Origin of the sequence: Colwellia sp. 1_MG-2023 (assembly GCF_030546755.1) — a bacterium.
Taxonomy (GTDB): Bacteria; Pseudomonadota; Gammaproteobacteria; order Enterobacterales; family Alteromonadaceae; genus Thalassotalea_H.
Genome location: NZ_JAUOPE010000001.1, coordinates 1 through 25,082 on the forward strand (window position 1 = coordinate 1; position 25,082 = coordinate 25,082).

At 35.9% G+C, this 25,082-nt stretch carries 15 protein-coding genes and 3 tRNA genes; 4 read left to right on the top strand and 14 right to left on the bottom strand.

Annotated features, from left to right (window positions below; translation table 11 throughout):
* Nucleotide 1 precedes the first annotated feature (1 nt).
* The 6 genes from Q4493_RS00005 to Q4493_RS00030 form a co-directional block, all read right to left on the bottom strand.
* Nucleotides 2-75: transfer RNA gene (locus tag Q4493_RS00005), tRNA-Arg, on the bottom strand.
* Between the two features lie 103 nt (nt 76-178).
* A tRNA-Arg gene (locus Q4493_RS00010) sits at nt 179-255 on the bottom strand.
* A 220-nt stretch (nt 256-475) separates the two neighbouring features.
* A tRNA-Ser gene (locus tag Q4493_RS00015) sits at nt 476-567 on the bottom strand.
* Nucleotides 568-764: 197 nt separating this feature from the next.
* Entirely contained in the window at nt 765-962 is a 198-nt protein-coding gene (csrA, locus tag Q4493_RS00020) for a carbon storage regulator CsrA (RefSeq protein WP_303448405.1), read from the bottom strand.
* Nucleotides 963-1,384: 422 nt separating this feature from the next.
* Nucleotides 1,385-4,009 (bottom strand): alanine--tRNA ligase, encoded by a 2,625-nt coding sequence (alaS, locus tag Q4493_RS00025; protein WP_303448407.1) that lies wholly within the window; start codon nt 4,007-4,009, stop codon nt 1,385-1,387.
* A gap of 69 nt (nt 4,010-4,078) precedes the next feature.
* Nucleotides 4,079-4,531 carry a regulatory protein RecX gene (locus Q4493_RS00030; RefSeq protein ID WP_303448408.1) on the bottom strand — a complete coding sequence of 151 codons (453 nt, stop codon included), beginning with the start codon at nt 4,529-4,531 and terminating at the stop codon, nt 4,079-4,081.
* Between the two features lie 194 nt (nt 4,532-4,725).
* On the opposite strand from Q4493_RS00030, the gene Q4493_RS00035 reads away from it, so the two are divergent.
* A complete protein-coding gene (locus Q4493_RS00035) occupies nt 4,726-8,268 on the top strand; it encodes a BACON domain-containing carbohydrate-binding protein (protein WP_303448410.1) in 3,543 nt (1,180 codons plus the stop codon).
* 191 nt (nt 8,269-8,459) lie between these two features.
* Here the strand turns inward: Q4493_RS00035 and Q4493_RS00040 are convergent, their stop codons facing one another.
* From Q4493_RS00040 to Q4493_RS00055, 4 genes are all read right to left on the bottom strand, one after another.
* Nucleotides 8,460-9,308, bottom strand: a complete 849-nt coding sequence (locus Q4493_RS00040; RefSeq protein ID WP_303448412.1) for an MBL fold metallo-hydrolase — start codon at nt 9,306-9,308, stop codon at nt 8,460-8,462.
* 55 nt (nt 9,309-9,363) lie between these two features.
* Complete coding sequence (gene dinB / locus Q4493_RS00045) at nt 9,364-10,425, bottom strand: DNA polymerase IV (protein WP_303448414.1); 1,062 nt, start codon at nt 10,423-10,425, stop codon at nt 9,364-9,366.
* Nucleotides 10,426-10,936: 511 nt separating this feature from the next.
* The gene (locus Q4493_RS00050; RefSeq protein WP_303448415.1) at nt 10,937-13,099 is read right to left on the bottom strand and encodes a multiheme c-type cytochrome; all 2,163 of its coding nucleotides are present in this window, start codon (nt 13,097-13,099) and stop codon (nt 10,937-10,939) included.
* 97 nt (nt 13,100-13,196) lie between these two features.
* The gene (locus Q4493_RS00055; protein WP_303448416.1) at nt 13,197-15,062 is read right to left on the bottom strand and encodes a CRTAC1 family protein; all 1,866 of its coding nucleotides are present in this window, start codon (nt 15,060-15,062) and stop codon (nt 13,197-13,199) included.
* A 170-nt stretch (nt 15,063-15,232) separates the two neighbouring features.
* Between Q4493_RS00055 and Q4493_RS00060 the strand changes: the two genes are divergently transcribed.
* The 3 genes from Q4493_RS00060 (at nt 15,233) to Q4493_RS00070 (ending at nt 19,690) form a co-directional block, all read left to right on the top strand.
* Nucleotides 15,233-16,117: an SMP-30/gluconolactonase/LRE family protein gene (locus Q4493_RS00060; protein ID WP_303449075.1), complete on the top strand. Its 885-nt coding sequence runs from the start codon at nt 15,233-15,235 to the stop codon at nt 16,115-16,117.
* Between the two features lie 65 nt (nt 16,118-16,182).
* Nucleotides 16,183-18,531 carry an alpha-amylase family protein gene (locus Q4493_RS00065; RefSeq protein ID WP_303448418.1) on the top strand — a complete coding sequence of 783 codons (2,349 nt, stop codon included), beginning with the start codon at nt 16,183-16,185 and terminating at the stop codon, nt 18,529-18,531.
* Between the two features lie 70 nt (nt 18,532-18,601).
* Nucleotides 18,602-19,690 (top strand): SMP-30/gluconolactonase/LRE family protein, encoded by a 1,089-nt coding sequence (locus Q4493_RS00070; RefSeq protein WP_303448419.1) that lies wholly within the window; start codon nt 18,602-18,604, stop codon nt 19,688-19,690.
* Between the two features lie 78 nt (nt 19,691-19,768).
* Here Q4493_RS00070 and Q4493_RS00075 read toward each other — a convergent pair whose 3' ends face one another.
* The 4 genes from Q4493_RS00075 to Q4493_RS00090 form a co-directional block, all read right to left on the bottom strand.
* Nucleotides 19,769-20,857, bottom strand: coding sequence for an SMP-30/gluconolactonase/LRE family protein (locus tag Q4493_RS00075; RefSeq protein WP_303448420.1), 1,089 nt, complete (start codon nt 20,855-20,857; stop codon nt 19,769-19,771).
* Between the two features lie 177 nt (nt 20,858-21,034).
* A complete protein-coding gene (locus Q4493_RS00080; protein ID WP_303448421.1) occupies nt 21,035-23,554 on the bottom strand; it encodes an alpha-amylase family protein in 2,520 nt (839 codons plus the stop codon).
* 43 nt (nt 23,555-23,597) lie between these two features.
* Nucleotides 23,598-24,308: a DUF6445 family protein gene (locus Q4493_RS00085; RefSeq protein WP_303448423.1), complete on the bottom strand. Its 711-nt coding sequence runs from the start codon at nt 24,306-24,308 to the stop codon at nt 23,598-23,600.
* Nucleotides 24,309-24,315: 7 nt separating this feature from the next.
* Complete coding sequence (locus Q4493_RS00090) at nt 24,316-25,077, bottom strand: hypothetical protein (RefSeq protein WP_303448424.1); 762 nt, start codon at nt 25,075-25,077, stop codon at nt 24,316-24,318.
* Between the last annotated feature and the right edge of the window lie 5 nt (nt 25,078-25,082).

Sequence of the window (25,082 nt, forward strand, 5' to 3'; positions counted from 1 at the left end):
GCGGACGCGGCAGGAGTCGAACCTGCGACCGCCTGGTTCGTAGCCAGGTACTCTATCCAGCTGAGCTACGCGTCCGCGGTAACATTTCTTTTATATCCGAGTTCAGGATAGCATTTATTTTATCAGCTTTAATACTAGCTGTACTACTTATATTTACCACTTTACTAAAAAAGAAAAGTGGCGGACGCGGCAGGAGTCGAACCTGCGACCGCCTGGTTCGTAGCCAGGTACTCTATCCAGCTGAGCTACGCGTCCGCAATATACTATGTTTTACATCTTAGTCTAAAGATGACGAACTATGTTCGTAGCTGCTAACACAAGATAAGTCTATCCAACTAATCTATACGTCCGCAATATACTATGTTTTACATCTGAGTTTAAAGATGACGAACTATGTTCGTAGCTGCTAACACAAGATAAGTCTATCCAACTAATCTATACGTTCGCATAATCAATTTTACATCTAGATAAAAGATGGCGGTGAGCGAGAGATTCGAACTCTCGATCGGGTTTAACGCCGATACTCCCTTAGCAGGGGAGCGCCTTCAGCCACTCGGCCAGCTCACCAGTGGGTGCGAATATTAATGGATCTTAAAAATAAGTCAAACGATTTTTTAGCTTTTATTTTTGTTTGCTGAGAAATCAGCCAACAAGACTATAAATCAGCCATTTTTTTGCTATTTTCATCACCATTACTGTTATGTTATTTTCTCAAACATATAAAAAAGTCGGCTATTGCCGACTTTTTTATTGAATGCGTTATTTTAGAACTTATTGCCAGAAGCTTCGTTATCCCCTTTTTCTGACTGAATTCGCATATAAATTTCTTCTCGATGTACTGAGACTTCTTTTGGTGCATTAACACCTATGCGAACTTGATTACCTTTAACACCCAAGACAGTGACAGTAACATCGTCACCGATCATCAAAGTTTCTCCAACTCGACGCGTTAATATTAACATTCTTCATTTCCTTTATGTTTGTATACGGGATCTACTAAAAATATAAGCTAGTAATAAATTTAGTATAACAACTGGTATTTAGCACGATAGTTACTAAGAATAAGTTTAATTTATAAACCAACAAAATAACCGATACATCAATTAAATAAATAAACAAAACGCTAGTATTTTCTGTCTACCAATCAATTAATTTCACACCAATTACTTTTATTTTAGCAAGGTTATTGGGATGGTACAGTTAAAAAGGTCTTTTTTTACAATTAAATGTAACTATTAATGAAACAATAAATGACTATTAACGAAGTATTAACAACTCTTCACAAATAAAATGAAGTTCGCTACTTTAAGTTTTAACTTTCAGGCAATAAAAAAGGAAACGAAACTCGTTTCCTTTTTCTATGGATAAATAACCCGTACTGTCATTAACTTAATTTATCTGACAACCAGTCATTTACCGAAGCAAGGGCTTGAGCAATGTTCTCAGGTTGGCTACCACCTGCTTGTGCCATATCAGGACGACCACCGCCTTTACCACCTACTTGCTGAGCGACCATGTTTACTAACTCGCCAGCTTTAACTTTTCCGGTTAAGTCTTTGGTAACACCCGCTATTAAGCCAACTTTACCATCATTGGCTGTTGCAAGCATAATAATACCCGAGCCAATTTTTACTTTAAGTTCATCGAGCATACCGCGTAAATCTTTCGAGGCAACGCCATCAAGTTCAGCAATTAAAGCTTTAACACCATTAATCTCAATAACTTGATTAATTAAATCAGATCCTGCTTGGGCAGCTAACTGCTGTTTTAATGCAGCGATATCACGCTCAAGTTGTTTATTTTTACTTAACACTTGTTCTACTTTTTCAACAGATCCCGCAACATCAGATTTAACTAACCCTGCAATGGATGCCAGTGTATTAGCTTGTTGATCAATATAAGCCAATGCTCCTTCGCCTGAAACCGCTTCAATACGACGAACGCCTGCTGCAATACCTGATTCTGAAACTAATTTTACCAGACCAATGTCACCGGTTCTATTAACGTGAACACCGCCACAAAGTTCTGTAGAAAAATCACCTAAAGTCACCACCCTTACTTCATCGTCATATTTTTCACCAAACAGTGCCATCGCACCTTTTTCTTTCGCTTCGTCGATTTGCATCAATTGTGTATCACGCGCATGGTTTTGACGTATTTCTTGGTTAACTAAACGTTCCACTTCATTCAATTCGGTTGGCGTTACAGCTTCAAAATGAGCAAAATCAAAACGTAGCTTTTCAGCATCACATAGCGAACCTTTTTGCGTGACGTGATCACCTAATACTTTTCTTAACGCTGCATGCAATATATGCGTAGCAGTATGATTTTTAACGATTGCTGCTCGGCGAGCAGTATCAATCTCTGCATTAACGCGAGCATTTAACTGAATTTGAGCTTTAGCAATACCTCGATGCGCAAAAGCATTGCCTACTTTTACTGTATCAGTTACTTCAAAAGCGCCTTGCTCGGTAATAATTAAACCACTATCGCCAACTTGGCCGCCTGACTCTGCATAGAAAGGGGTATTATCTAACACAACAATCCCTGGCGTACCCGCTTCCAGTACATTTACACTACCTTCATTATCAAAGAGTTCAATCACGGTCGCAGAATATGAAGCATTGGTATAGCCTTTAAAAGAGGTATATTTATCCGATTTTAATTGCTCATTGTAATCGGTCCCAAACTGACTCGCTTGTTGAGCTCGTTCACGTTGCTGTTTCATCGCAACATCGAAACCATGTTCATCAATTTTTAAATCACGTTCACGAGCGATATCGGCGGTTAAATCGGCCGGAAAACCATAAGTGTCGTACAGTTTAAAGACATCTTCGCCACTGATGGTGTCACCATCTAAATCCGTTAAAATATCTTCAAGTAACGCCATTCCTCTATCTAGCGTTTTTTCAAACTGTTCTTCTTCAATACGAAGGATCTTTTCAATAATGTGTTGTTGTGCAACAAGTTCAGGATAAGCATCGCCCATTTGTTCTATTAATGAAGAAACTAAGCGATAAAAGAAATGTGATTTAGCTTCAAGTTTATGACCATGTCTTACTGCTCGACGAATAATACGTCGTAATACATAACCTCTGCCATCACCTGCTGGCATTACGCCATCAACAATTAAAAAGCTACATGAACGAATATGATCCGCAATAACTCGTAATGATTTATGTTCAAGATCATCGCAAGCTAATAATTTAGCAGTGTCTTTAATTAATGCTTGAAAGATATCAATTTCGTAGTTGCTATGAACGCCTTGTAAAATTGCCGCAATACGCTCTAGTCCCATGCCTGTATCAACAGAAGGTTTAGGTAATGGGCTCATTTCACCGCTAGCTTGACGGTTAAACTGCATGAAAACGATGTTCCAAATTTCAATAAAACGATCGCCGTCTTCTTCTGGAGATCCTGGAGGACCACCCCAAATATGTTCGCCATGATCATAGAAGATCTCGCTACACGGGCCACAAGGTCCTGTATCGCCCATCGACCAAAAGTTATCAGACTCATATTTTTTATCAGGCGACTTATCACCAATACGTATAATTTTTTCTACAGGAACACCAATTTTATTCGCCCAAAACTGAAAAGCTTCTTCATCAGTTTCGTAAATAGTTACCAACAACTTTTCTTCAGGTAGATTTAATACTTTAGTTAAAAATTCCCAAGCAAAAGTTATCGCTTCTTCTTTGAAATAATCACCAAAGCTAAAGTTACCTAACATTTCGAAAAAAGTATGATGACGAGCAGTGTAACCCACGTTTTCTAAATCATTGTGTTTACCACCGGCTCGAACACAGCGTTGTGAAGACGTTGCTCGCGTATAACTACGTTTATCAGCGCCCAAAAATACATCTTTAAATTGCACCATACCGGCATTGGTAAATAGCAACGTGGCATCGTTTCCAGGAACAAGCGAACTACTAGAGACAATTTGATGTTGCTTTGATGCAAAAAAATCTAAGAATGCTTTTCTTAAATCGGCACTGGTTTTGATCATAGGGATATCCAAATATTTAAAATTAAATCTGTTAAGTCAATTAACTAATATTTATCAAATAATAATTAGTTAACCGTTATTATGTTCTTCTTCATTTATTACCGTGAAAATTTCATCGATTGAAAAACCACGGTATTGCAAAAACCTAATCCGTTTTGCTTTCTCTTTTTGTTCAGTAATTGGCGCATGGTCAAAGCGTTTTTTATAAGCCACTTCTACTTGATGATACCAATTTATGTTTAGCGCTTGGGCAGCCGCGTTAATATCAGTTGAACTTACCCCTTTTTGCGCCAGTTCATTTTCAATAAAGCGTTTACCATAGCCTTTATTTAGCCGAGTGCGATAAACACTGTCTGCAAACCTAGCTTCATTCAAATAATCATTTTCCACCAGAAAATCAATTACTGGCGTGATTTCACTGTCTTGAAAGTCACGAAGTCGTAATTTATTTCGTAGTTCAAGTTCAGAATGCTCTCGCCTAGAAAGTAAGTCTATTCCTTTATGTAAAATGGCTTTGTTCAAAGTTTTCTAATTATTGTGCGCTTAATCAACAAGGTCGACCAATTTAGTGCAAAACCTCTAACTATTCTACCCACAACGCAAGAAAAAATCATATTTGATGAATAAATTATGATAAGTTTTTACATTAGCGAAAGAATCGCGCAAAATATTAGAAAATGATACCCGATAAGCTGTTAACAACAATAGGGAAATGTATGAAGGAACATCTATACAATTTAATTCGTATAACTTTATTTTTCACTTTAGCAACTGTGCTGCAAGCCTGTGGTGGCTCTAGTGATAAATCTCCAAAGTATGCCATTTCAGTTGATACTTCAGTGGTTAGTTTCGCCAATGAATTTTTACAAGTTTCTGACGACACCTATAAAGTTGATATTACTTTTGAAGGAAACGGTTTATTAGTCGGCTTTGCTCCTGATGCTGTACCCGCTTCTTGGTTAAGTTTTAGAACAGAAAACGTGACAGCAACTTCAGCAACTTTATATATCGATGTTGAAAATGCCGAAAACATAATTCCCAACCTTTATGCGACTACCCTTAGGTTATCTACGGGTGATGTTGATAAGGTTAATTTGGTACATCATGATATAGACGTATCATTATTAGTGTGGCAATTGATCACTGATAGCGAACAGTTAAGCTTTCGCGGAACGTTAGGTGATACAACAATAGCACCACTATCACTTTCAATTGCTAGCGAATCAAATGAGTGGACAGCAGAAGCTGATGTTGATTGGCTGACATTAGACGTCACGGAAGGTACTGGCGATGGTGTCATCGTGGTAACGCCAAATATTACCGACTTTAACAATGCACAACTTTACCAAGCTAACATCACCTTAACCGAAACAACCACAGGTGATAGCAAACAAATATCGGTAGAGTTAGGGCTAGACAGACATTATCTTTTCAGTAACCAAGCGAGCGTATCATTAAGCAAACTTAAGAATATTAGCGCAACATCGAAATCATTAATTATCAATTCAAATAGCCCAACAGCCATTAATTGGCAGGCAAGCAGCGATGTTGACTGGCTTACCCTAACTAAAGTAGGTACATCAGGTGAATTATTGGTGAATGTAAAAACCGACTCTACGTTCACCGAAGCGCAAAATAATGCAGAGATCACCATCAACGCCATTGATGATGAAGGTATGATTGACGACAGTGTGATAGCTGAAACTATTTCGGTGTCTTATTATCAATCAGATGAGATGAGTGAAAACATTACCCTTGATGAATTAACGGCAAATGCGAATGCTATAATTACCTCGCCTAAATTACCTCATATTTATATAGGCACGGATAATCAATTACGTGTTTATCATCAATATAGTGGAGCGTTATTAACAACAATTGATATTTCACCCGCCGAGACCTTACTAGAACAACTGATTATTCACCCTGACGGCACAAGGTTATTAGCAAAAGCTGATGAAACTATTGTTGCTGAAGATGAAACAACAAGTACGGTTACCCATAGATATCAAATTAACTTAAGTGATTATTCCGTTACTGAAATCACTGAAGCAAGTATTGAATATGAACCAATTCAGTTTGTCAGTTTTTCCGGCCGTCATTTTGTTGTAACGCAAGCATTAGAATTTGCCGATGAAAATTTACAACGCATTTTTTGGGATGGGCAAAATGCTTATTTTACCAATCAAGTAGACCAAGCTCGTAATAGCCAAGCGTTCTACGCATTAGATGTATCCGATTCAAGTTTTAAACGTTACACAGCAAAAATTAATGATTTCACTACGCAATCAATCGTTGTTGAACAAAGTCATCAATATCGACCTGAATTATTAGCGGAAAACCAAGCGGTTAATCGTTTTATGGTTGATGATAATGAAACCGGTATTTATGCCATTAGCCCAACAAGCGAATGGATCAGTTTTGATGGCGAAACATTTACCGACAATGGCTTACTTCCACAAGCTGAAGATAGTGTGACATTGGCATTATCTAAATCCCACAATAACCGAGCTCATTTTGCTCGCTTTACACAAACTACTGGTTTTTTTATCGATATTTATGATGAAGAACAAGCCTTAATTAATACCCTAGCAACGCAAGGACAACAACCTACAGATATAGCCTTATCTTATGACGATAAACGCGTTGTGCTTAATACAAGTAACGCCAACCAAATTGAAATTATTAACCTTGAACAAATACAATTATCTACTAATAGTCTTGCTTTTGAGGCCACTTTTGGTGATAGCAATATTACTAGTCAAGACATTCTAATTTCAGGAGTTAGTGATTTATGGCAAGCTCAAGCCAGTGAAGATTGGTTAGTTGTGACAACGTCTGAGGTTGATAGTCAGACAATATTAACCGTTAGTATTGATGAAAATAATCTCTCAGGTTGGGGAGTATTTACTGGCACAATAACCGTCACTGATCCTCAAAGTAATAGTGCTAGCATCATTGCTGTTGAAATAGCCATTGATGAAGTAAGACTTTATTCAAGCTTCCCTGCACTTGCGTTTAGTGCTCATGCCGATAAATCAACACTTAGCCACACTGTAGATATCCTTACGAATAAAGCAAGTAATGTTAAATGGCAGGCACAAACTGATGTTAATTGGCTAATATTGACACCCGATACAGACAATAACACGTTAACAGTTACCGCAGATCCTACTATGTTAACTGATGCAGGATTATATACAGCAAGCATCACATTATCTTCGCAAACGCCAGGAGAGAGTATCGATGGGCAAATAACTGTAAACCTAAGTAAAGGTGATTTTAATACTAGCGAATTTGACGAGTTAGTTATCGAAAATATAGATCCTAATAGCAATGGTGTGGTATTAGATACGCTTCGACCTTACTTATATGTAGCGCAAGCCGATAACATTGATGTCTATAATATTATCGATGGTAGCAAGGCCACCTCAATTCAATCGCCTCTTGCTGACGTTGATTTAACTAACTTAGTGATTCACCCTGATGGCTCTCTTTTATTAGCTTCAAATATAGAAACATACCTTGATGAAAATGAAGAAGAGCAAACTCGGACGAATTATTATCAAATCAATTTAGCTGATTTTTCTATCAGTCAACTAGACAGCGATGCGATTGATATTCAATATTCGCCATCAAAAATCATCAATGTTTCAGGGAAGTCTGTAGTTGTTACTGAAGCATTGGAGTTTGCCGATTTGTCATTAACAAGACAATTTTGGGACAGTGAAAATGCTTATTTAACCGCTACTTTCGCTGATATTCCTACGAGCAATACCTTCATAAGTTACAATGCGACAGAGTTTAATTTACAACATTTATCGCTTGCTTATAATGCATTTACTGATAGCCCTCTAACTATTACAAATACGCTTGATTATATTAACCCTGCGCATTCTAATGGTATTTCAGGCGTTGCAACGAGTACTGATGGCAGAAACATTTATACAGTTAATAGTACTTCTGAATGGTCTACTAATGATAATGGCGAATTTGCCGAGCAAGGTTTGTTAGACGGTAATACGTTAACTAGCCCTGTGGCCGTTATCACAGATAGTCAAAATAATAGTTATTTTTATCGTTTTGATTTCTCTATCGGCTTTTTTACCTTAAGTAAATATGATGAAAATCAAAGTACTATTTGGGCAACCGGTTATACAGCAGGCTCAGCAGATATTTATTTATCGGCTGATTACCAACGAGTCATTCACTACAATGATACGGATAAAAAGTTAGTGATTGATTTTATGCCGGATTAATCAAACCCCTCAACCGCATCAAAAAAACATTAAAAAGCCCGCTAAATTTAGCGGGCTTTTTGTTGATAAATGCTTTTGAGATTCAGGTCTAATCAATCAATTAAATAACTTCCATAAAACGGTATTGATAGTTACTTAAATACAATGCCTGTCATACTTTTATAAAGCTTATATTAAATAACAGTTAGAAATTATTGTAAGTCTTTTACCAGAGTTTTTAACCACTTCTCTTCGGAAATAAAACTCCATGACTTGCTTTTATACCGTTCTCCAATCCCCATTTGTAAAATATCTGCTTCACTTTTCCCTTCAGACAACGCTTTTTCGACTCTTTTGATACTGAAATCTATCATCTGGGCAAAGGCTTTAAATTCCGCCTTATTTGTTAGTTTCCCATGCCCTGGGATCACCACCACATCATCAGGGATCTGTTCGATAATTTGTTTTACGTTCGCTAAATAGCCTTTCACACTACCACCACTGCCTAAATCAATATAGGGAAAGCCTATCTCAAAAAATAAATCACCTGTGTGTAAAACATTTGCTTCTTTAAAGTAAACAATTGTGTCCCCATCGGTATGTCCACTAGGTAAATGCGTTAATTGAATATTTTCATTTGCAAGATAAATGTTAATACCATCTTTATAAGTCACAACCGGTAAAGTATTCACGTCATGATTCTCTTTAGCACTTAAACGATGTCGGACATTTTCATGTGCAAAAATAGGTGCTTTATGCGAAAAATAACTGTTACCTCCGGTATGATCACCATGATAATGAGTATTGACCACATAGCGTAATTCATTATTGTTGATGCTTTGCATGGCAGACTCTATTTTTTCAGCAAGCGGCTGAAATTGATCATCAACTAAAAGTAAGCCATTTTCAGTCGCAAGCACACCTATATTACCGCCAGCACCGGTCAGCATATAAACATCGCCAGCCGCTTTTTGTGCCGTTATTTCAATTTCCGATATCTGTTGTGCATATATATTTATGCTGCCAAGCACTAACGTTAGTCCTAATAAAAATTTTTTCATGCGAAACCCTTTAAAATTTTGATTTATTGTTTTTGTTATCATTCAACGAGTAAACCTAATGAATAGGTAAAATTAACTGCTGACATTCACTCTCTAAACTATTTTTTGTGCTAAAACCTAAGGTTATACCTACTAACCTGATAGCCCGATTATTCGCCCTTAACATCGCTCGTTGAAATAAACGACTAAACACTTCAACATCAACCTCATCACTGCGCTGTTCGACGGTTGTTTGATTAAAGTCTGAAAACTTTAGTTTAACTCCTTGTTTAACAATAAGCTTATCTTCACATTTACTCAAACGATACTTTAATTTATCGAGTAAACTTTCCATAACTTCTTGAACTTGACCTATAGTCATAATATCTTGGCTGAGCGTTACTTCAACGGCGAGTGATTTTCTTTCTCTTTCTGGTTCGACTAATCGTTCATCTTTACCAAAACTTCGATGGTATAAGCTAATAGCTTGCTTTCCAACAATATTTTGTAAATAGACTATTGAGCTATTTCTGATATCTCGACAAGTTTCAAAACCATGTTCGGCTAAACGTAAAGCCGTTTTAGGACCAACTCCGGGTATTTTCTTTAAAGGTAAATCAGCAACAAAGTCGTCAATTTTTTCTGGAGGGATAACACATTGGCCATTAGGTTTATTTTCGTCGCTGGCAATCTTAGCTAAGAACTTATTAGGCGCGACACCTGCAGAAGCCGTTAGATTTAATTCATGAAAAATATCCGCGCGAATTTGTTCGGCAATTAATGTAGCGCTGCCACTAAAAAGCTCGGTATGCGTCACATCAAGATACGCTTCATCTAATGAAAGGGGCTCGATTAGATGCGTGTATCGTTGAAAAATGTCTCTAATTTGCTCAGATACCGCTTTATAAACAGACATACGTGCATTTACTATCAGTAATTCTGGGCAAAGTTTTTTAGCATGATGATTAGGCATTGCTGCGCGAACCCCATATTCACGAGCGATATAATTACAAGTGCACAATACCCCTCTTGCACTATTTCCTCCTATCGCAATCGGGATGTTTTTATAGGCAGGATTGTCACGCATTTCGACCGCGGCAAACTCAAAACCTAGAGTGAAAAATGTAAGCAAAGCCAAAACAACAAACAAAATCGCATAAAAATCAACAGACTAACAAAAGATAATCACTTACAAAAACTACTTACAAAAAATATGAAGAAAATGAATACAAGATTAAATGAGGGTCTCATGACCTCAATTAAACTTGTCACCAAATTCTTACTCCTAATAAGCTAAAAAATTTGTTATCTTGATGTTCTGTACTAGGTATTAATACCATTACACACTTAAGATTGCCTGCTACATCAGCCCAAACTTATTTGACCAAGAAATCAAAAATACCTAATAACAAAATACAAATATTAACATTGCTACATATATTGTAACCATTAATTAAATTAAACTTATCCCACTCATCCCCTAACACACTACATCAACGGAAGCACTATAAAAACCGATTTGAAATTTATAAGCAAATCTCAAAACGGACATTGGAATAATCTATGACCAGATAAAATAGTATAAAGACTCTATCTCGCTTTCGCCCCCATAACGAGATAAAAAGCCTTTTAAATCACAGTTCAATCAATCATAACCTCATAAACCATTCGTAATCAGCTCTACTATTTAATTTTTGTGAAAGGTACAAACCTAGCTCTTTTAATTGCATTTTATCTTGATAACCCATTATCAACTGCTTAAGTTTATCGATTGATAGTTGGCTTTGCCCCAGTCCGTCAAGCGCCAACACATAAGTATAAGCATATTGCGCATTATCAGCCGTTAATTGCATAGCTTTGTTAAAATAATCAACAGCTTGGCTGAGCTTTTTTTGGCGAACAAGGTGTAAACCAAAAGAATAATTGATCCCTCCCGACAGCGGAACATTTTCTAAGCCTTTTTTAAGAACTGAATTCACCAATACCGTTCGCTGCTGGCTTCGATATAAATCAGCTAAGTTTATATAACCTGCATCAAAATACGGCTCTATCTCGATAGCTTCTTTCAGTAATTTTTCAGCGCCTAAGATATCATTCACTTCCAGCGCTAATATTGCTTGATTCACTCGTCCTTCGCCCCGCCAATTGCTCGTTTCATTTGCGACAAATAGCTCATTTAACGCTCGTTCAAAAAAAGATTGATTTACCGGAGAAATTTCACGTGAAAGTAAACTTCGTGCTGCCGCTACCCTAATCGCTTTTAATGTATCTTTTAAAAGAGGCGCAACATGTTGCTCTCTTTCATTAGGCGAAAGCAATGAACTCACTTGCGTCGCACTTAATCTTAATAAAGCTTCTTGATGCGTTAAATAGGGTTTTAAATTATCTATTGAAATAGATTGTGTTGAAAACGGTAATAAACTCAACGCGCTCGCTCGATGAATAACCGCTATATTTTCATCAGACACAATCGATAAATGTTGCTTCAGTGAAATTGCCTCCCCTGAATTTAATGCTATTAAGTATTTATTATTCGTACTCAATAGCTTAGGTTGACCATGCCATTTATTTAGATTTTCACTAGCCCATTGGTTCGTTTGATTTGTATGACATTTAACGCACGCATTCGGTGTATTGTATTGCAGTGATAAGTCCGGTCTTGGTATTTTAAAACTATGATCACGTCTGTCATCTACCCCCATAAAACGACTATCCGGCATATGACAATTGACACACTGTGCGCCGGTAGAATTCTCTTGATGTTGATGATGTGTTTTTACATTAAATACTTCATTACTATGACATTGCAAACATAAACCATTACCATCAACTTTTAACTTCATCGTGTGTTTATCGTGGCAATCTAAGCAATTCACTCCTGCTTTGAACATTTTACTTTGTAAAAATGAACCATAAACATACACTTCCTCTTTAATTTGTCCGTCAGGATAGTAGTTAGGAGATGAAGGTAATTGCGGGGTAAATTGCTCTAAAAATGGCTTGTGCGGTTTAAAACCATCCGTTAAAGGAGAACGTAAAGCATGACACGAAAAGCAGGTGTCCATAAAACGGTTATCACGTTTTACACCTTGCCAATGTGCGGTTTTATCGCCAATTTCTCTTAGCCATAAACCCACTGGTTTTGACACGGTACTTCTTGCTTTTTTAGTCGCGCTATTTTGCTTTTTTTCATGCTCAGGCATCTTGCCATGACACGATAAACAACCAACATTGATATTATCAAACTGGGTGTTAAAGCGATTATTCTCGCTATCGTAATGTCGTATCAATCCATCAGAATGGCAATCTGCACACATGCCATTCCAATTTTGCAAGGGTTGTCGCCAATGTAATCTATCTTCAGGACGAATTTCTTCATGACTATAGTTATGATACCAACGTTGTCCTTCCTCTTTTTTCGCTCTGCTATCCCACGCAAACGGTAGAACCTGTAATTTCCCATGCTCTGTTTCGACTAAATATTGCTGAAGTGGAAAATGGCCAAATGTGTATTTTATTGGATAAGTATCGGTGTTGTTATCGTAGGTTATAGTGACATGATGTCTATTATTCTGAATGAAAAAAAATGCCTTTTGACCATAATGTTCAACTGAAACATTATTAAAATTAGCTAGAACCGAATATTCATCAGCTATCGCCATCGCCTTCGCATGGTCTGATTTTCGCCATTGACTTGCTTGTTCAGCATGGCAACCAATACAATTTTGAGTAGTTAATGATGATACTTTTTCATTTGCCTGTAGGGGAATGGAAATAATAAGCAGTTGAAATATAATCCAATAATAAAGCACTAAACACCTTTAGTTTAAATAAATATCAAACAGGTAAAATATGATACTACACATTTAACACCATATTTTACGATTATTCCCATACCATCTTTGAATATTAAAATGTTAACAAGCGGTTAATTTTAACATCTTGGTTATTGTAAGTTTCACCGTTTGGCCAACGAACTTCTACTCTTTCTATGTTTTTACATTGTCCTAGACCAAAATGTATAACAGTATCGCTACTTTGAGAATATGCTGCACTTGAAGAGCCTACTCTTCTAATTTGAGATTTATCACAAGCAGTAATTTTAACTATTGCACCAATCGGTGAACTTGCATTTACAGAATTTTTCACGGCAATATTTATATAGTTATGCTTGCTTGCTAACGTATTTTTGTATAAATGCCAATTACCACGATCATTAGCAAAAATTAAATCTAACTTGCCATCTTGGTTATAATCAAGTGATTCAGCACCTAAACCAATAGCGCCCAAATCGTTTGAATATATATCATGCGTTACATTTTTTTCAAATTTACCATTACCTTGATTTAACCACAAAGTTTGTTGAACAGACTTTGAAAGGTTACCTCTATCAACAATAAAAATATCTTGATATCCGTTATTATCATAATCCCCTATTGCAGCAGCGTTACTATGAGTTAATTCATCAAGCGCTGCTCCTGTAGTTATATCAACAAATTTTTGATTTCGATTTTCTAGGAGAATATTTTTTATTCCTTGCTCATGAGCGTATGCAGGATAACTTTTAACATTACGTATAACACCTGTTGTTGGAGACCATGTATTACCCGCTATTCGCCATGTATCATTACCAATATAACCTATATATAAGCCTTTTTTGTCTAGTTTATCTGGCCAACCCAACGCGTTACTGTTGACTAAACGTACATTTTGGCCTTGATGATACTCTCCTGGATGTTCATATTTATACGCACTTTCACCAATATAAATATCCTGCATTGGCCAAGAAGATTGATAGTTTTCTAGCATTAAAATGTCATCGATCACTAAATCTTCAAATTTAAATGGCCCACGTTTGGTATAAAAAGAGAAAATGTTTTGTTCTTGGTTATAAAAAGTTTCACCTATTTTTAGTTCTTTGCCTGTCGTTAAAAACAAATCAAAGTCACCATCATTATCGTAATCAATTTCAGAAATACTGGTAACATGATGAATATCACTCTTTAGCCACTTGTCGGTCACGTCATTAAACGTTAAATCACCATTGCCTTGATGCAACGTTATTCGAGCATTACCATATAGAATAAAGTCACTAATCTTGTCTTGATTAAAGTCGGTCACTAATAACTTTTGTCCATCTTGCATTGTTTTCGGTAAATTAGACGATAATATTTGCTGACCATTTCCATTGTTTTTATAAGAATAACTAGGAATTTCTGCTTCACCTTTATTTCCAGGAAAGCCAAATAGTAATAAATCTAAATCACCGTCATTATCACCATCGTAAAATTTGGAAGTTCTGCCTCGCATCAATTTTAGAGGGTCATCGAACTCTTTTCCTTTGGTAATATTTCTTTGATTATCGATATGGAAAAGCTTAGCATTGCGAGCATTATCACCTGAACCTCCCCCACGTGAAACTAGTACATCTGAAATTCCATCTTTATTAAAGTCTCCCACAGCAATGCCATGAGTATCGCCAACAAGTAAATCAAAGCCTTTTCCAAATACACCCTTGTTATTCCAATAAAGCTTTATTGAAAAACCATGATCGGTAAGTAACAAGTCTTGAAAACCATCATTATCTAAATCTGCAATTACCGCATTGCCCCATTTTCGTCTATTAGCATTTTCCAACTTAATATCATCAACTGCTTTCATAAAAAAAGCCGCGTTTTCACCTGTATTTATAGCCGGAGTGTGTGTACACGCAACAGTTAAAACGCCAGTGGTTAGTAATAATAAGCCTGAAAGGCTCGAATTAATGAAACGCATAGAAAACCTTTCTCTTCAATCGTATAAAAATGAGTGCAAATTTAATTTTAAAAAAATATAAATTAAATTTGCACTAGTAAAAGTTAAACATCATACTAATGCATACTTAGTATGAATAAAAGTATTTTTCTTTTGTTCTTCCATTTATTACAAATTAGCGATTTAGCGTGATGATTTTAACATTAGAAAAAAAATTTAATTTAAACTGCGGTTTAGCTGAAGGTTGTATTTGGTCAGAAAGCGATAATTCGTTTTACTGGATTGATATAGTTAAATCCCATCTATATATATATTCACTCACAGATGATTCTTTACACTGCATTGATACGCCTCAACAACCGGCAAATATAATGCTTACCAAAACCCCTCATGTATTATTAGTATCGTTGTTCGATGGCTTATACCTATTGAACACAAAAGCCGAAACTTGGCAATTATGGTTAAAAGTAGATCCTAACGATACCTTAAGGCTTAATGATGGTTGCGTAGATATCAATGGCAACATTTGGCTAGGTAGTATGTTAATGAGTCCTGATAAAAATGGTAACGAAATTGAAATGGGCAAGTTTGGTCGATTATTTAAAGTGACCCCAAATAAAGCTGTCACCATTGAAAAAGAAGCAATTGCTATATTTAATCTCGCCACATTTTCAGCCAATAATAAAATTTTTTATTATGCGGATTCATTTACCAATGAAATATATGCCTGCGACTATGATCAAAAAAACGCAGCATTAACGAATCACCGATTATTCTGTCAATTAGACTCAAAATATGGACACCCTGACGGCGGCACAACTGATAGTCAAGATCATATTTGGAGTGCCCGATGGGATGGAAGTGGCATTGCACGCATCTCACCGAACGGTGAATTATCTCAGTTTTTCCATTTTAATGCTTCTCAAGTCACCAATATTTGTTTTGGCGGCAAAGATTTAAAAACGATGTTAGTTACAACCGCTTCGTTAACAGAACAACAAGAGGAAGATGGGGGTTCTGTGCAATTATTTCGAAGTGATGTAGCTGGGATAGCGCCAAACATTGTGCCTATTTAGCAAATAGGCCAGCTTTAAAAGTTCACGTGATTTAGTCAAAGAACCATTTGTTAAGAAATTAAATAATGTCATTTATAATCAAAATAATACCGATTGCGGCAATTTGTATTCTACTTTTTAGTAGTCAAGTGAGTGCAAATACTTCACATACTGCTTTAGTAGAACAAGATATTAAGAACCGGTTAATTACCTTAAATACACTTATTAATGAAGCTGAAAACAATCACATTGATATTTCTCGTGAAAAAATGACATTAGCGCTAGCTTCTTTATTTACAAAGTGGATAACGTGGGATGAAAACAATGTTGAAAAAAATAGTCAATATTATCTCGACCACCCTATTTATAAAAAAAATGCTTTAGCGCTAGCAAAATCACTACCCGACTTTCAACGAAAATCTTTAATCACAGTGCTATCTCAGTCAATTGAAGAGCTTAGAATGGTGATAGATAAATCTGTGATACGTAAATCAGTACCTGATATCAATTGGGAAACGGTAAGCATAGTAAATAATGAATTTATCGATAAAGGGCAATCGGTATTTTTAGGGGCTTATACTTGGAAAACCGACGAAGAAATCTCTAATCAGTATTTTGGAAATCTAAACAGCGAATATATTGCCCCTTCTTTCATCGTTGATAATAAATTCAACTTCAAGAACAGCAAATATCAGCAAATAAAAAATGATTCAGACAAACGCATTGGTCAGGTATTTGTTTCGCATAAATCAATCCCTGATTGGGCGTTCCAACAATCTAACGATTTGTCCGATGGAAGTCGACTATTTAGTGCTTACGACATTGATAATCCATTAGCAGAAAAGTTGTTTTCATCGTTATTTAAACATTATGTTCCAATACTCAAAGATAAAAGATCATCAGACTTAGGCTACATGCTCTTTAATGAACCAAGTTTTTTCACCCAAGCAGATACATGGAACAATGGTGATGTTTCCACTCACACCAAAGAAAAGTTTAAACACTGGTTAGTTGAAAAACATAAAACTATCGAGCAATTGAATAATCTTTGGCAAAGTGATTTTGATAGCTTTAACACTGTCGATATTGAAATTCCAATGCAAGGAAAACTAAGAGGCTCTCCTATTTGGTTTGATTGGATGCGATTTAATCAACAGCGTGTCACTCAATGGTTTACGTTTTTAGATAAGGAAATAAAGCATTACGACTCTACTGCTAAAACCCATATAAAACTCATGCCATGGTTATGGAACACTGATATACGGGATCATGGCCTTGATTTTGAATCTTTATTAGAGATAACCGATATTATTGGCTTTGACGCAAACTCTGAGTATAGCAATTTCAGAGGAAAGCAAGACTACGAAACTAACTACAGTTTTGACTGGCAAAGTGCAGCTATGTCTTTTGATTTTTTTAGTTCAATTCAACCCGAGCAATTGTTATGGGATTCAGAAAATCATTTTTTCAATAATGTTAAGTTTCAAGAACGTAATATAGATCCTGACTATGTTCGAGCGATTTATTGGCTAGCGGCAACACATGGTTTAGCAGGTTCATCTACGTGGTTATGGGGTAGAAACCTTGATGGTTCAATAATTAAAAGAAAAAGTCATAATTCAGAATTTATTACAGAAATCACGCATCAGCCAATAGGCTTTCATGCCCTAACACGAACACTAATGGACATAAGTGCACATGGTGAAGACATTCAACGCCTTAGGAAAATAGCGAAACCCATTAGAATATTTTACTCAGAAACCAGTGCAATCAATCAAGCTAACTATATGAAAGGTATTAGAGATACCTACGAAAACTTATATTTTGAAGGGAGTGGCGTAGGTTTCGTGACAGAAAAAATTATTAATAAAGCGCTTAATGATTGGAAGGTCATTATCATCACCAATACCCCGAATGTAACAGCGAGTGAACTAAGTTCATTAAAAAACTATGTTGAAAATGGCGGTACAATATTAATTGATGAGCAAAGTTTATTATTCAATGAATACAATCAAAAACATAAGCAAGGAAGCTTTCCCTTTAATGAAAAGCACAATAGCTCTGTTTTAGTTTTACCCCACATTAGCGCAATACAAACTAAAGTAAAAGATGTACTGAATTCGGAGCATATATCACCCAAAATAATGCTAACTGAAATACAAAATGATTCGCTTCATAAACAACCAAAAACACTTGCCTGGCGTATGGCTGAAAATGAGCAAGGAAAATTGATTATATCAATCGTTAACACTGGCCACTCGACAAAATCATTTTCTTTAGTGAGCAAAGATACCCATTCCAAAATGAACATTACAAACCTTCTCACAGGACAAAAAGAAAAATCATTCATGACATTAGGTAAAAGAAAAACGTTATTTCTTGAAGTAATTATCGAGAATATTAATAAGACAACCTCGCTTTTACAAAATAACTAACCCCCTCACCCCAAAAACGTGAAACAAGAAACAAGAAACAAGAAACAAGCAATCATTGAGAAACGAACAAATGAATAATAAAAACAGATATAAAAATTTGATCACTAGCGCCATGCTATTAACAAGTATTTCTGGCTGTACGGTTAATGCCGTAAATTCAAATGATAATACAACCAGAGAAAACAAAACAATTCACGAACAATTAAATTTACAAGGCGCTAAATTATTCGCTAACTTGCCTGAGAGTTGTCCGACACCAGATGGCTTAGCAATTGCCCCTAATGGTTCACTCACATTAGCTTGCACTAACTACGCCAATAAGGGTAAAAAACCTGGTACGTTATTGTCTATTGCTTCTACTGGCGAAATCACACCTTTCAGTCAAACTGCCGATAAAAAGAAAAAAGGGGTCAATCGCCCTATGGGCATCGCATACGCACCTGACGGCTCTCTTTATATTTGTGATAGTGGACGAGTCCTGCGATTAACATTTATAGAAGGTAAAATTGCCACCACTGAGGTAGTTGCACATGGTTTAACCTCTCCAAACGGAATACGTATTCATAACAATTCGGTTTACGTGAGTTTGCTGCAAATGAAAAATATTAAAAGTGCTAATATGACTAGTGCAATCTACCGTTTTTCACTTGATGATAGAGGAATTAACGTAAAGAGTACTAAACAAGACGAACAAATGATTTTTTCAGTTGAGACGAAAAACCCTGCTCGCCAATTTGGTCTCGATGGTTTAGTGTTTGATAAAGAAGGTCATTTATATACTGGAAATTTTGGCGATGGTGAAATTTACCAATTAACCTTAAGTGAAAATGGCAAAGCAGTTATCAAGAAAGAAATTTATGCACAACTGCCAAAAGATACAGGCTTAGATGGAATTACGATTGATGAAAGCGGTAACTTATACGTTGCAGGCTTTCTCAAAAATCAAATTATAAAAGTTGATACCAATAGAAATACCTCAGTCCTAGCTGAATATCCCGATAATAACGGAGAAAATGGTGAGCTTGATCAACCTTCGGAAGTACTAGTTTACGGCGATAAATTAATAATATCTAACTTTGATTTAATGGCAGGTAAAGGTATCGTAAACTCTAAACATAGTGCTCCTTACACTCTTTCCTATATCAATTTAACTAATTGATATTCAATAAAACATATACGAAATTCCACTTGAAAGCCAAAGCTAACCTAGCTTCGGCTTTTCAAAACTTCATTAAACTTACTTTAACGCTACACTTAATAAATAATCATCTGCGGTTATAAATAAATACTCTTCGTTTGTCGTAAATGTACAATTTGATGTTAATAAGCCTGTTTTGATTTTAGCTAAAACGTTCCCTTTTTCATCGAATAACCAAACACCTCCGGGACCTGTGGCAAATATAACACCACTAGAATGCACTGCCATACCGTCTGGGTATCCTTGCTCGCCCATTTGTCCAATAAGATGTTGTGCGTCGTAAAAAGTCTGCTTGTTTGTTAACTTGCCATTTTCTTGTATGTCAAAAGAATACCAAGCTGATGCATTTTTATCAGAAACAGCGACATATAATGTATTTTCATCTGGTGATAAACCAATACCATTAGGTACCGTTAAAGATGAATCAAGTAATTCTAGACGCCCTTTTGCCGATAAACGATATATACCAGCATAAGGAGTTTCCTGTACTCGTCTTGCTCTATTTAATGGCCACTTATATTGTTTTTCTACGAGTTTTTTATCTTGATTAAACACAGTGTCCAAACCGATTGGAGGATCTGTAAAATATAAATTGCCTCGATTGTCAAAAACGCCATCATTTGTGCCGTTTAATCGCATATCGTTATAACCACTAACTAAATCAACAAAGGTATTCTGTGGATTTAAAATATCACTATCCAATAATGACACGGTTCTTTTGCCAGTTCGCATTAACACCAATTGGTTATCTTGATTTACCAACAAACCATTAGCGCCTGGGCCTTTATCACTTGGTTCATCAAAACCAACATTTCGTAAATAAACGCTTACCCCTTGCTTACTATCAAATTTTCGGATGATATTTTTTGGAATATCAGTGAATAACAAGAAATTATGCTCTTTAATCCATACTGGACCTTCTACCCAATCAAAGCCTTTTCCTCTCACACTAATTAAGGTTTTTTCGTCGAGATACTTATAGGCACGATTGTCATAGATTTCGATTGAGCCTATTGATTCTTCAGCCCCAGGCAACAAAAATACTGACTGACTTCTTTTTGTTAGCTGGGATGACTGACAAGCACTAACAACAAACACTAGTAATACAACTTTGATAAATTTCAACATATCTTTATATCGCTTCAATAATATAATTAATTTTTTAGTTTTCACTCTTTATATACCCACTAAACGTTCGGTCTTTATTTATTAAATACGCTTGATGGTTATAATCCTCGGTAAATGAGAGAATTGAATGACAATTTTTTTATTGCTGTTTTCTATGCAGCCCTAATTCACATTGCGTCAATGTTCATAAATAGCTTTCAGAGTAATAGTGATTTTTCTCTTAATAATAAAACTTATCAGAATAAATAATTCAAAAAACAGACTACCACCTGAACTCGTTTCATCGATTTCTATTTGAGGAGGTTCAGGATTAACTTCAGGTGTGATATCAATAGATTCTTCAACAGAACGTCCTATGCTTATTAAACGAACATCCATTGGTTTCATTGTTATTTCAGCTGAAAGCTTATTTTGTGTAATAACATCAGTGATATCTGATGGTATTCCAAGTTTAGATTTAAGCTTTACGGTTATATTTTCTTGGCTAACATTTACCAACGAAACAATAGTTTTATTAGCGTTTTCATCATCATATTGTGCCGACAATATTCCGTAAGATTTTTCTCTATTCTCATCACTAATTTCTAATGTAATAGCCTGCTCAGCAGTGACATCAAGTAACGTTTCTTCCAGTTGTTTTGCCATGAGGAGAACATCAGTAACTTCTAACGTTGACATTGCTGTGAAGCTACTTGTGCTATTTCTTGTTTTTCCTAATTCTGTTTTAACAAAACTAGTACTTTTATTAAAAAGAATAGTATTACCTCCGCTATCAACAAAGGCTTCTAAACCAGTTAAATCTTGATCTGAAATATACATTGTTGGAGGGATAACAATGACTTGATTTTGAAAATCGACCTTTGCTAACTCTGCTGGAGTAGTAAAACCAGTGGGAATATTCAGTAACTTTAACGCTTCATAAATGTCAGACATTTTATCAGTATATTCAGGATCCTGAATCGCTGAGTCTTTATTATAATAAATGAGGTAATTACGCTTAACTGGCACTAGTGAACTAATCTTATTGCCATGGGCATTAAGCTCTTTTAATGTACGTCCATATGCATCAAGTTGTATTGGCTGTGTGACTGAAGTTCCAATAAAGTCTGCTCTAGGATCTATAGAGCCATCTTCTTTTCGATTCCAAACCCATGACGTTAATGAGCCTAACCCATGAGTAGCTGCAATCCATAATGTACTTCTTACATATTCTGGCGACATATGAAAATCACGCCACCTTGCACCCGATAAACCATGCCATTCAGAATCATAAAAGTGTTTTTCTGGGGCAATCGACTTATTAAAATCTAACATCATGGTTTGAGCACGCCATTCTAAGCTATACCTTTGTTGCCAAGACATTTCGTGTCTAACATCCCAATCGGCAGCTAATGAACTTGATTGGTTATCTGCGCCTGGCATATCAACAAGCTTAGCGATAAATTCAAAATCTAACCCTTCATCATGATAACTCGTGTGGATTGAACGCTCTCCCATTATTTTGATATGAGTTTTAGCATTAGGATCAGATTTATGGACTGCGTTATGCAAATAAGTGAACCATTCATTTACTCTATCCATATTAAAGCGATTCCAGTCATACCAAACAGGGCCACCTTGATAGCTCAATGATAAAGGAATGGTATACGTCGTTTTTAAATCACTAAATTGGTTAAAGTCTGATGAATAAATATTGTTTAAATGCTCAATGGTTTGATATTTTTTTTCAAGCCAAGAAACATATTTATCTAACGTGTAATTAGATACTCCTCTGTCTGCATCGACACCATTTTCTCGAATAGAAAATGTTGGTTCATTAGCTATCATATGAACACGCTCAGTATTACCTAGTTGCTCAACTGCGACAGATAACTGCTTATCAAATAAAGTATTCAACCAAAACTTTACGTTCGGGTTATCAATATCATAGTCAGTAAACAGTCGACTGCCGATAGTAAACGCTTCAGGGTAGCTTTCTCTTAACCAATAAGTTGTCGGGACAATATGACCAAGAAAAAACTGAATTGGCGACCGATTATTAACATTTTGCTCTTTTAACTTCGTGAGTAAGTTATTTTGTCGCCAGCTTTTTAAGGTTGTTTCGGTATTTAAATCTTGTACAGAATAATAACCTTCTCCACCGTAGCCATAAGCTTCCAAAATATCACTTTCATTGGGTTGCCAGAAAAACTTCCCTGCAATAACAGCATTGCCATCAAGTTCATAATTAGGGCCTTTTAATCGTAACTTTCCTGTTTTAAAGTTTGGCGGAGGAGTTAAAAGAACAACACCATCTATTTGTTCTTGTAATTGCGTAATTGCCGCATCAGCAACTTCAATACTATCGGCGAGCTCATCAAAAGGTAACCCTTTGGCTCCAACTGGATCATATTGACTAAAGTATTTCGCGTCATACATTTCTCGTACTTTATCTGGATTTTTCTTATCCCAAGGTGCAAAAACATCTTTAAATAATCGAATGGTCGTTTGTGAAACTTGTGCGTAATCTGTCGTTAGCCCTAACGCCTTTGCTTCTGAAATTTTGTCAGCTAATAATTCACTTTTTGTAGTTGCTTCTTCTAATAGTTGTAAAAAAGTTGCATCGTCAGTAGCTCCTTTATAAACCCCTGCATATAGAGAGGGAGATATAACTAAGGCTCCAAATAACATGGATAGTATTAATTTTTTAATATTCATATTTATACTTATATTTATTAAATGCTTATGAAGAGGGGCCTAGCTATTTAAATTCAATAAAAAAATTAGCCGATAATCGTCCTGTTTTAGGATCATTACATACATCGCGTTGTGGATTATCAATAAAAGCAGAATGTAAAATAGTCGACGGATAAATCACTAACCGATTAGGTTTATAAGCAACGTTGTGAAGAAGTTCATAGTGCTCTGTCGATTCGGTAAAATAACGCTTTTCAGGTTGGCCATGTGTATCTATATAATTTTGAGCCGCTTTTAAATAGTCTGAAACACGCCCAGCAGTTATATTTTCAAAACCAGTAGGTTTATGGCGATAAAATCCAGTGCCGCCAAAATCCCCTTCGTTGAGATAATGTAACATGGCAAAACTAAAAGTATTATTATTGTCAAAATGTGGGATACATTGTAATGAATCCATATCATTTTCTGCTTTAGTGATAAGTGAGTAGCTACCATTTTGAGGGAACATTGTCAGTTGATTAGGCACCTGAAATATTTTATAAAAAATCGCCTGCGTATGTCTCAATAATGACATGCCATACTCGGTACCTACTGGAGCCCTTATACCAGGATAATATGCCCCAACACTTTCCTTATCTGAGGCATATGACAATTTACTTGCTTCGTCAATCGCATCTGAGTAATCCCGCATAAAATTGTCAACAACGAATACTGGCGTACGTTCATTACCAATAAGAAATGCTTGTTGAGTTAAATTAGGATTCAGTGAAAACATGGCTTAGTTAATTTTTACCTTCACTCTGTTTTTGCTTTTTAGCTAGAGTGAAATGTTTACCGAACTTATCACTGATAGGCTCAGACTTGCCTTTTTCTGCGACATAAACAACCCAAGCGTAATTACCTAACGGAAAATCTACCGTTAAATTACTTAATGGTAACGTTAAGTTCCCTGGCTCTGTCACTGGAAACTTCAAAGCGCCATGCTCTTTCCAGTTATCACTATCTAAAAGCTTTACGTGAATATCTCTAGGAGCTTGGATATCATATTGAATCGTCAAAGTTGCTTCTTGATTGCCGATAACTCGTTTGGGCCATTTAACAAACTTAATTTTATCTTGGTCACTAAAAACGGTTTTCTTTACGTACTTTTCTTCATTGATAACTTCAAATTCAAAAGGTTGAGCTTGAGTGATGCGATCATTCCAATCTTTTCCTCTTGGTGTTAAATAAGCGGCAATACGATAATTTCCCTCGTCTATTTTGTCTAAAGGAACTTCAAAGTGATATTTACCCGATTTTTTAATACGCTTCATGGTTCTTTTAATGGTATTAAAACCATTCATATTTTGAAAAGCGACATGTAAATCTCTCGTTTTATCAACTTCTAACTCGACATAAACAGTGGGTGATTCTTTAAAACCAATTTTTTTATTAGCGGTTAAACTAACAATCGAATCATCAGCTTGCACACCTAAAGTAAGCAGTGACGTTAATAAAAAAACTCCAAACTTAAAGATTATGTTCAATATTGAAGGATTCATCATTTCCT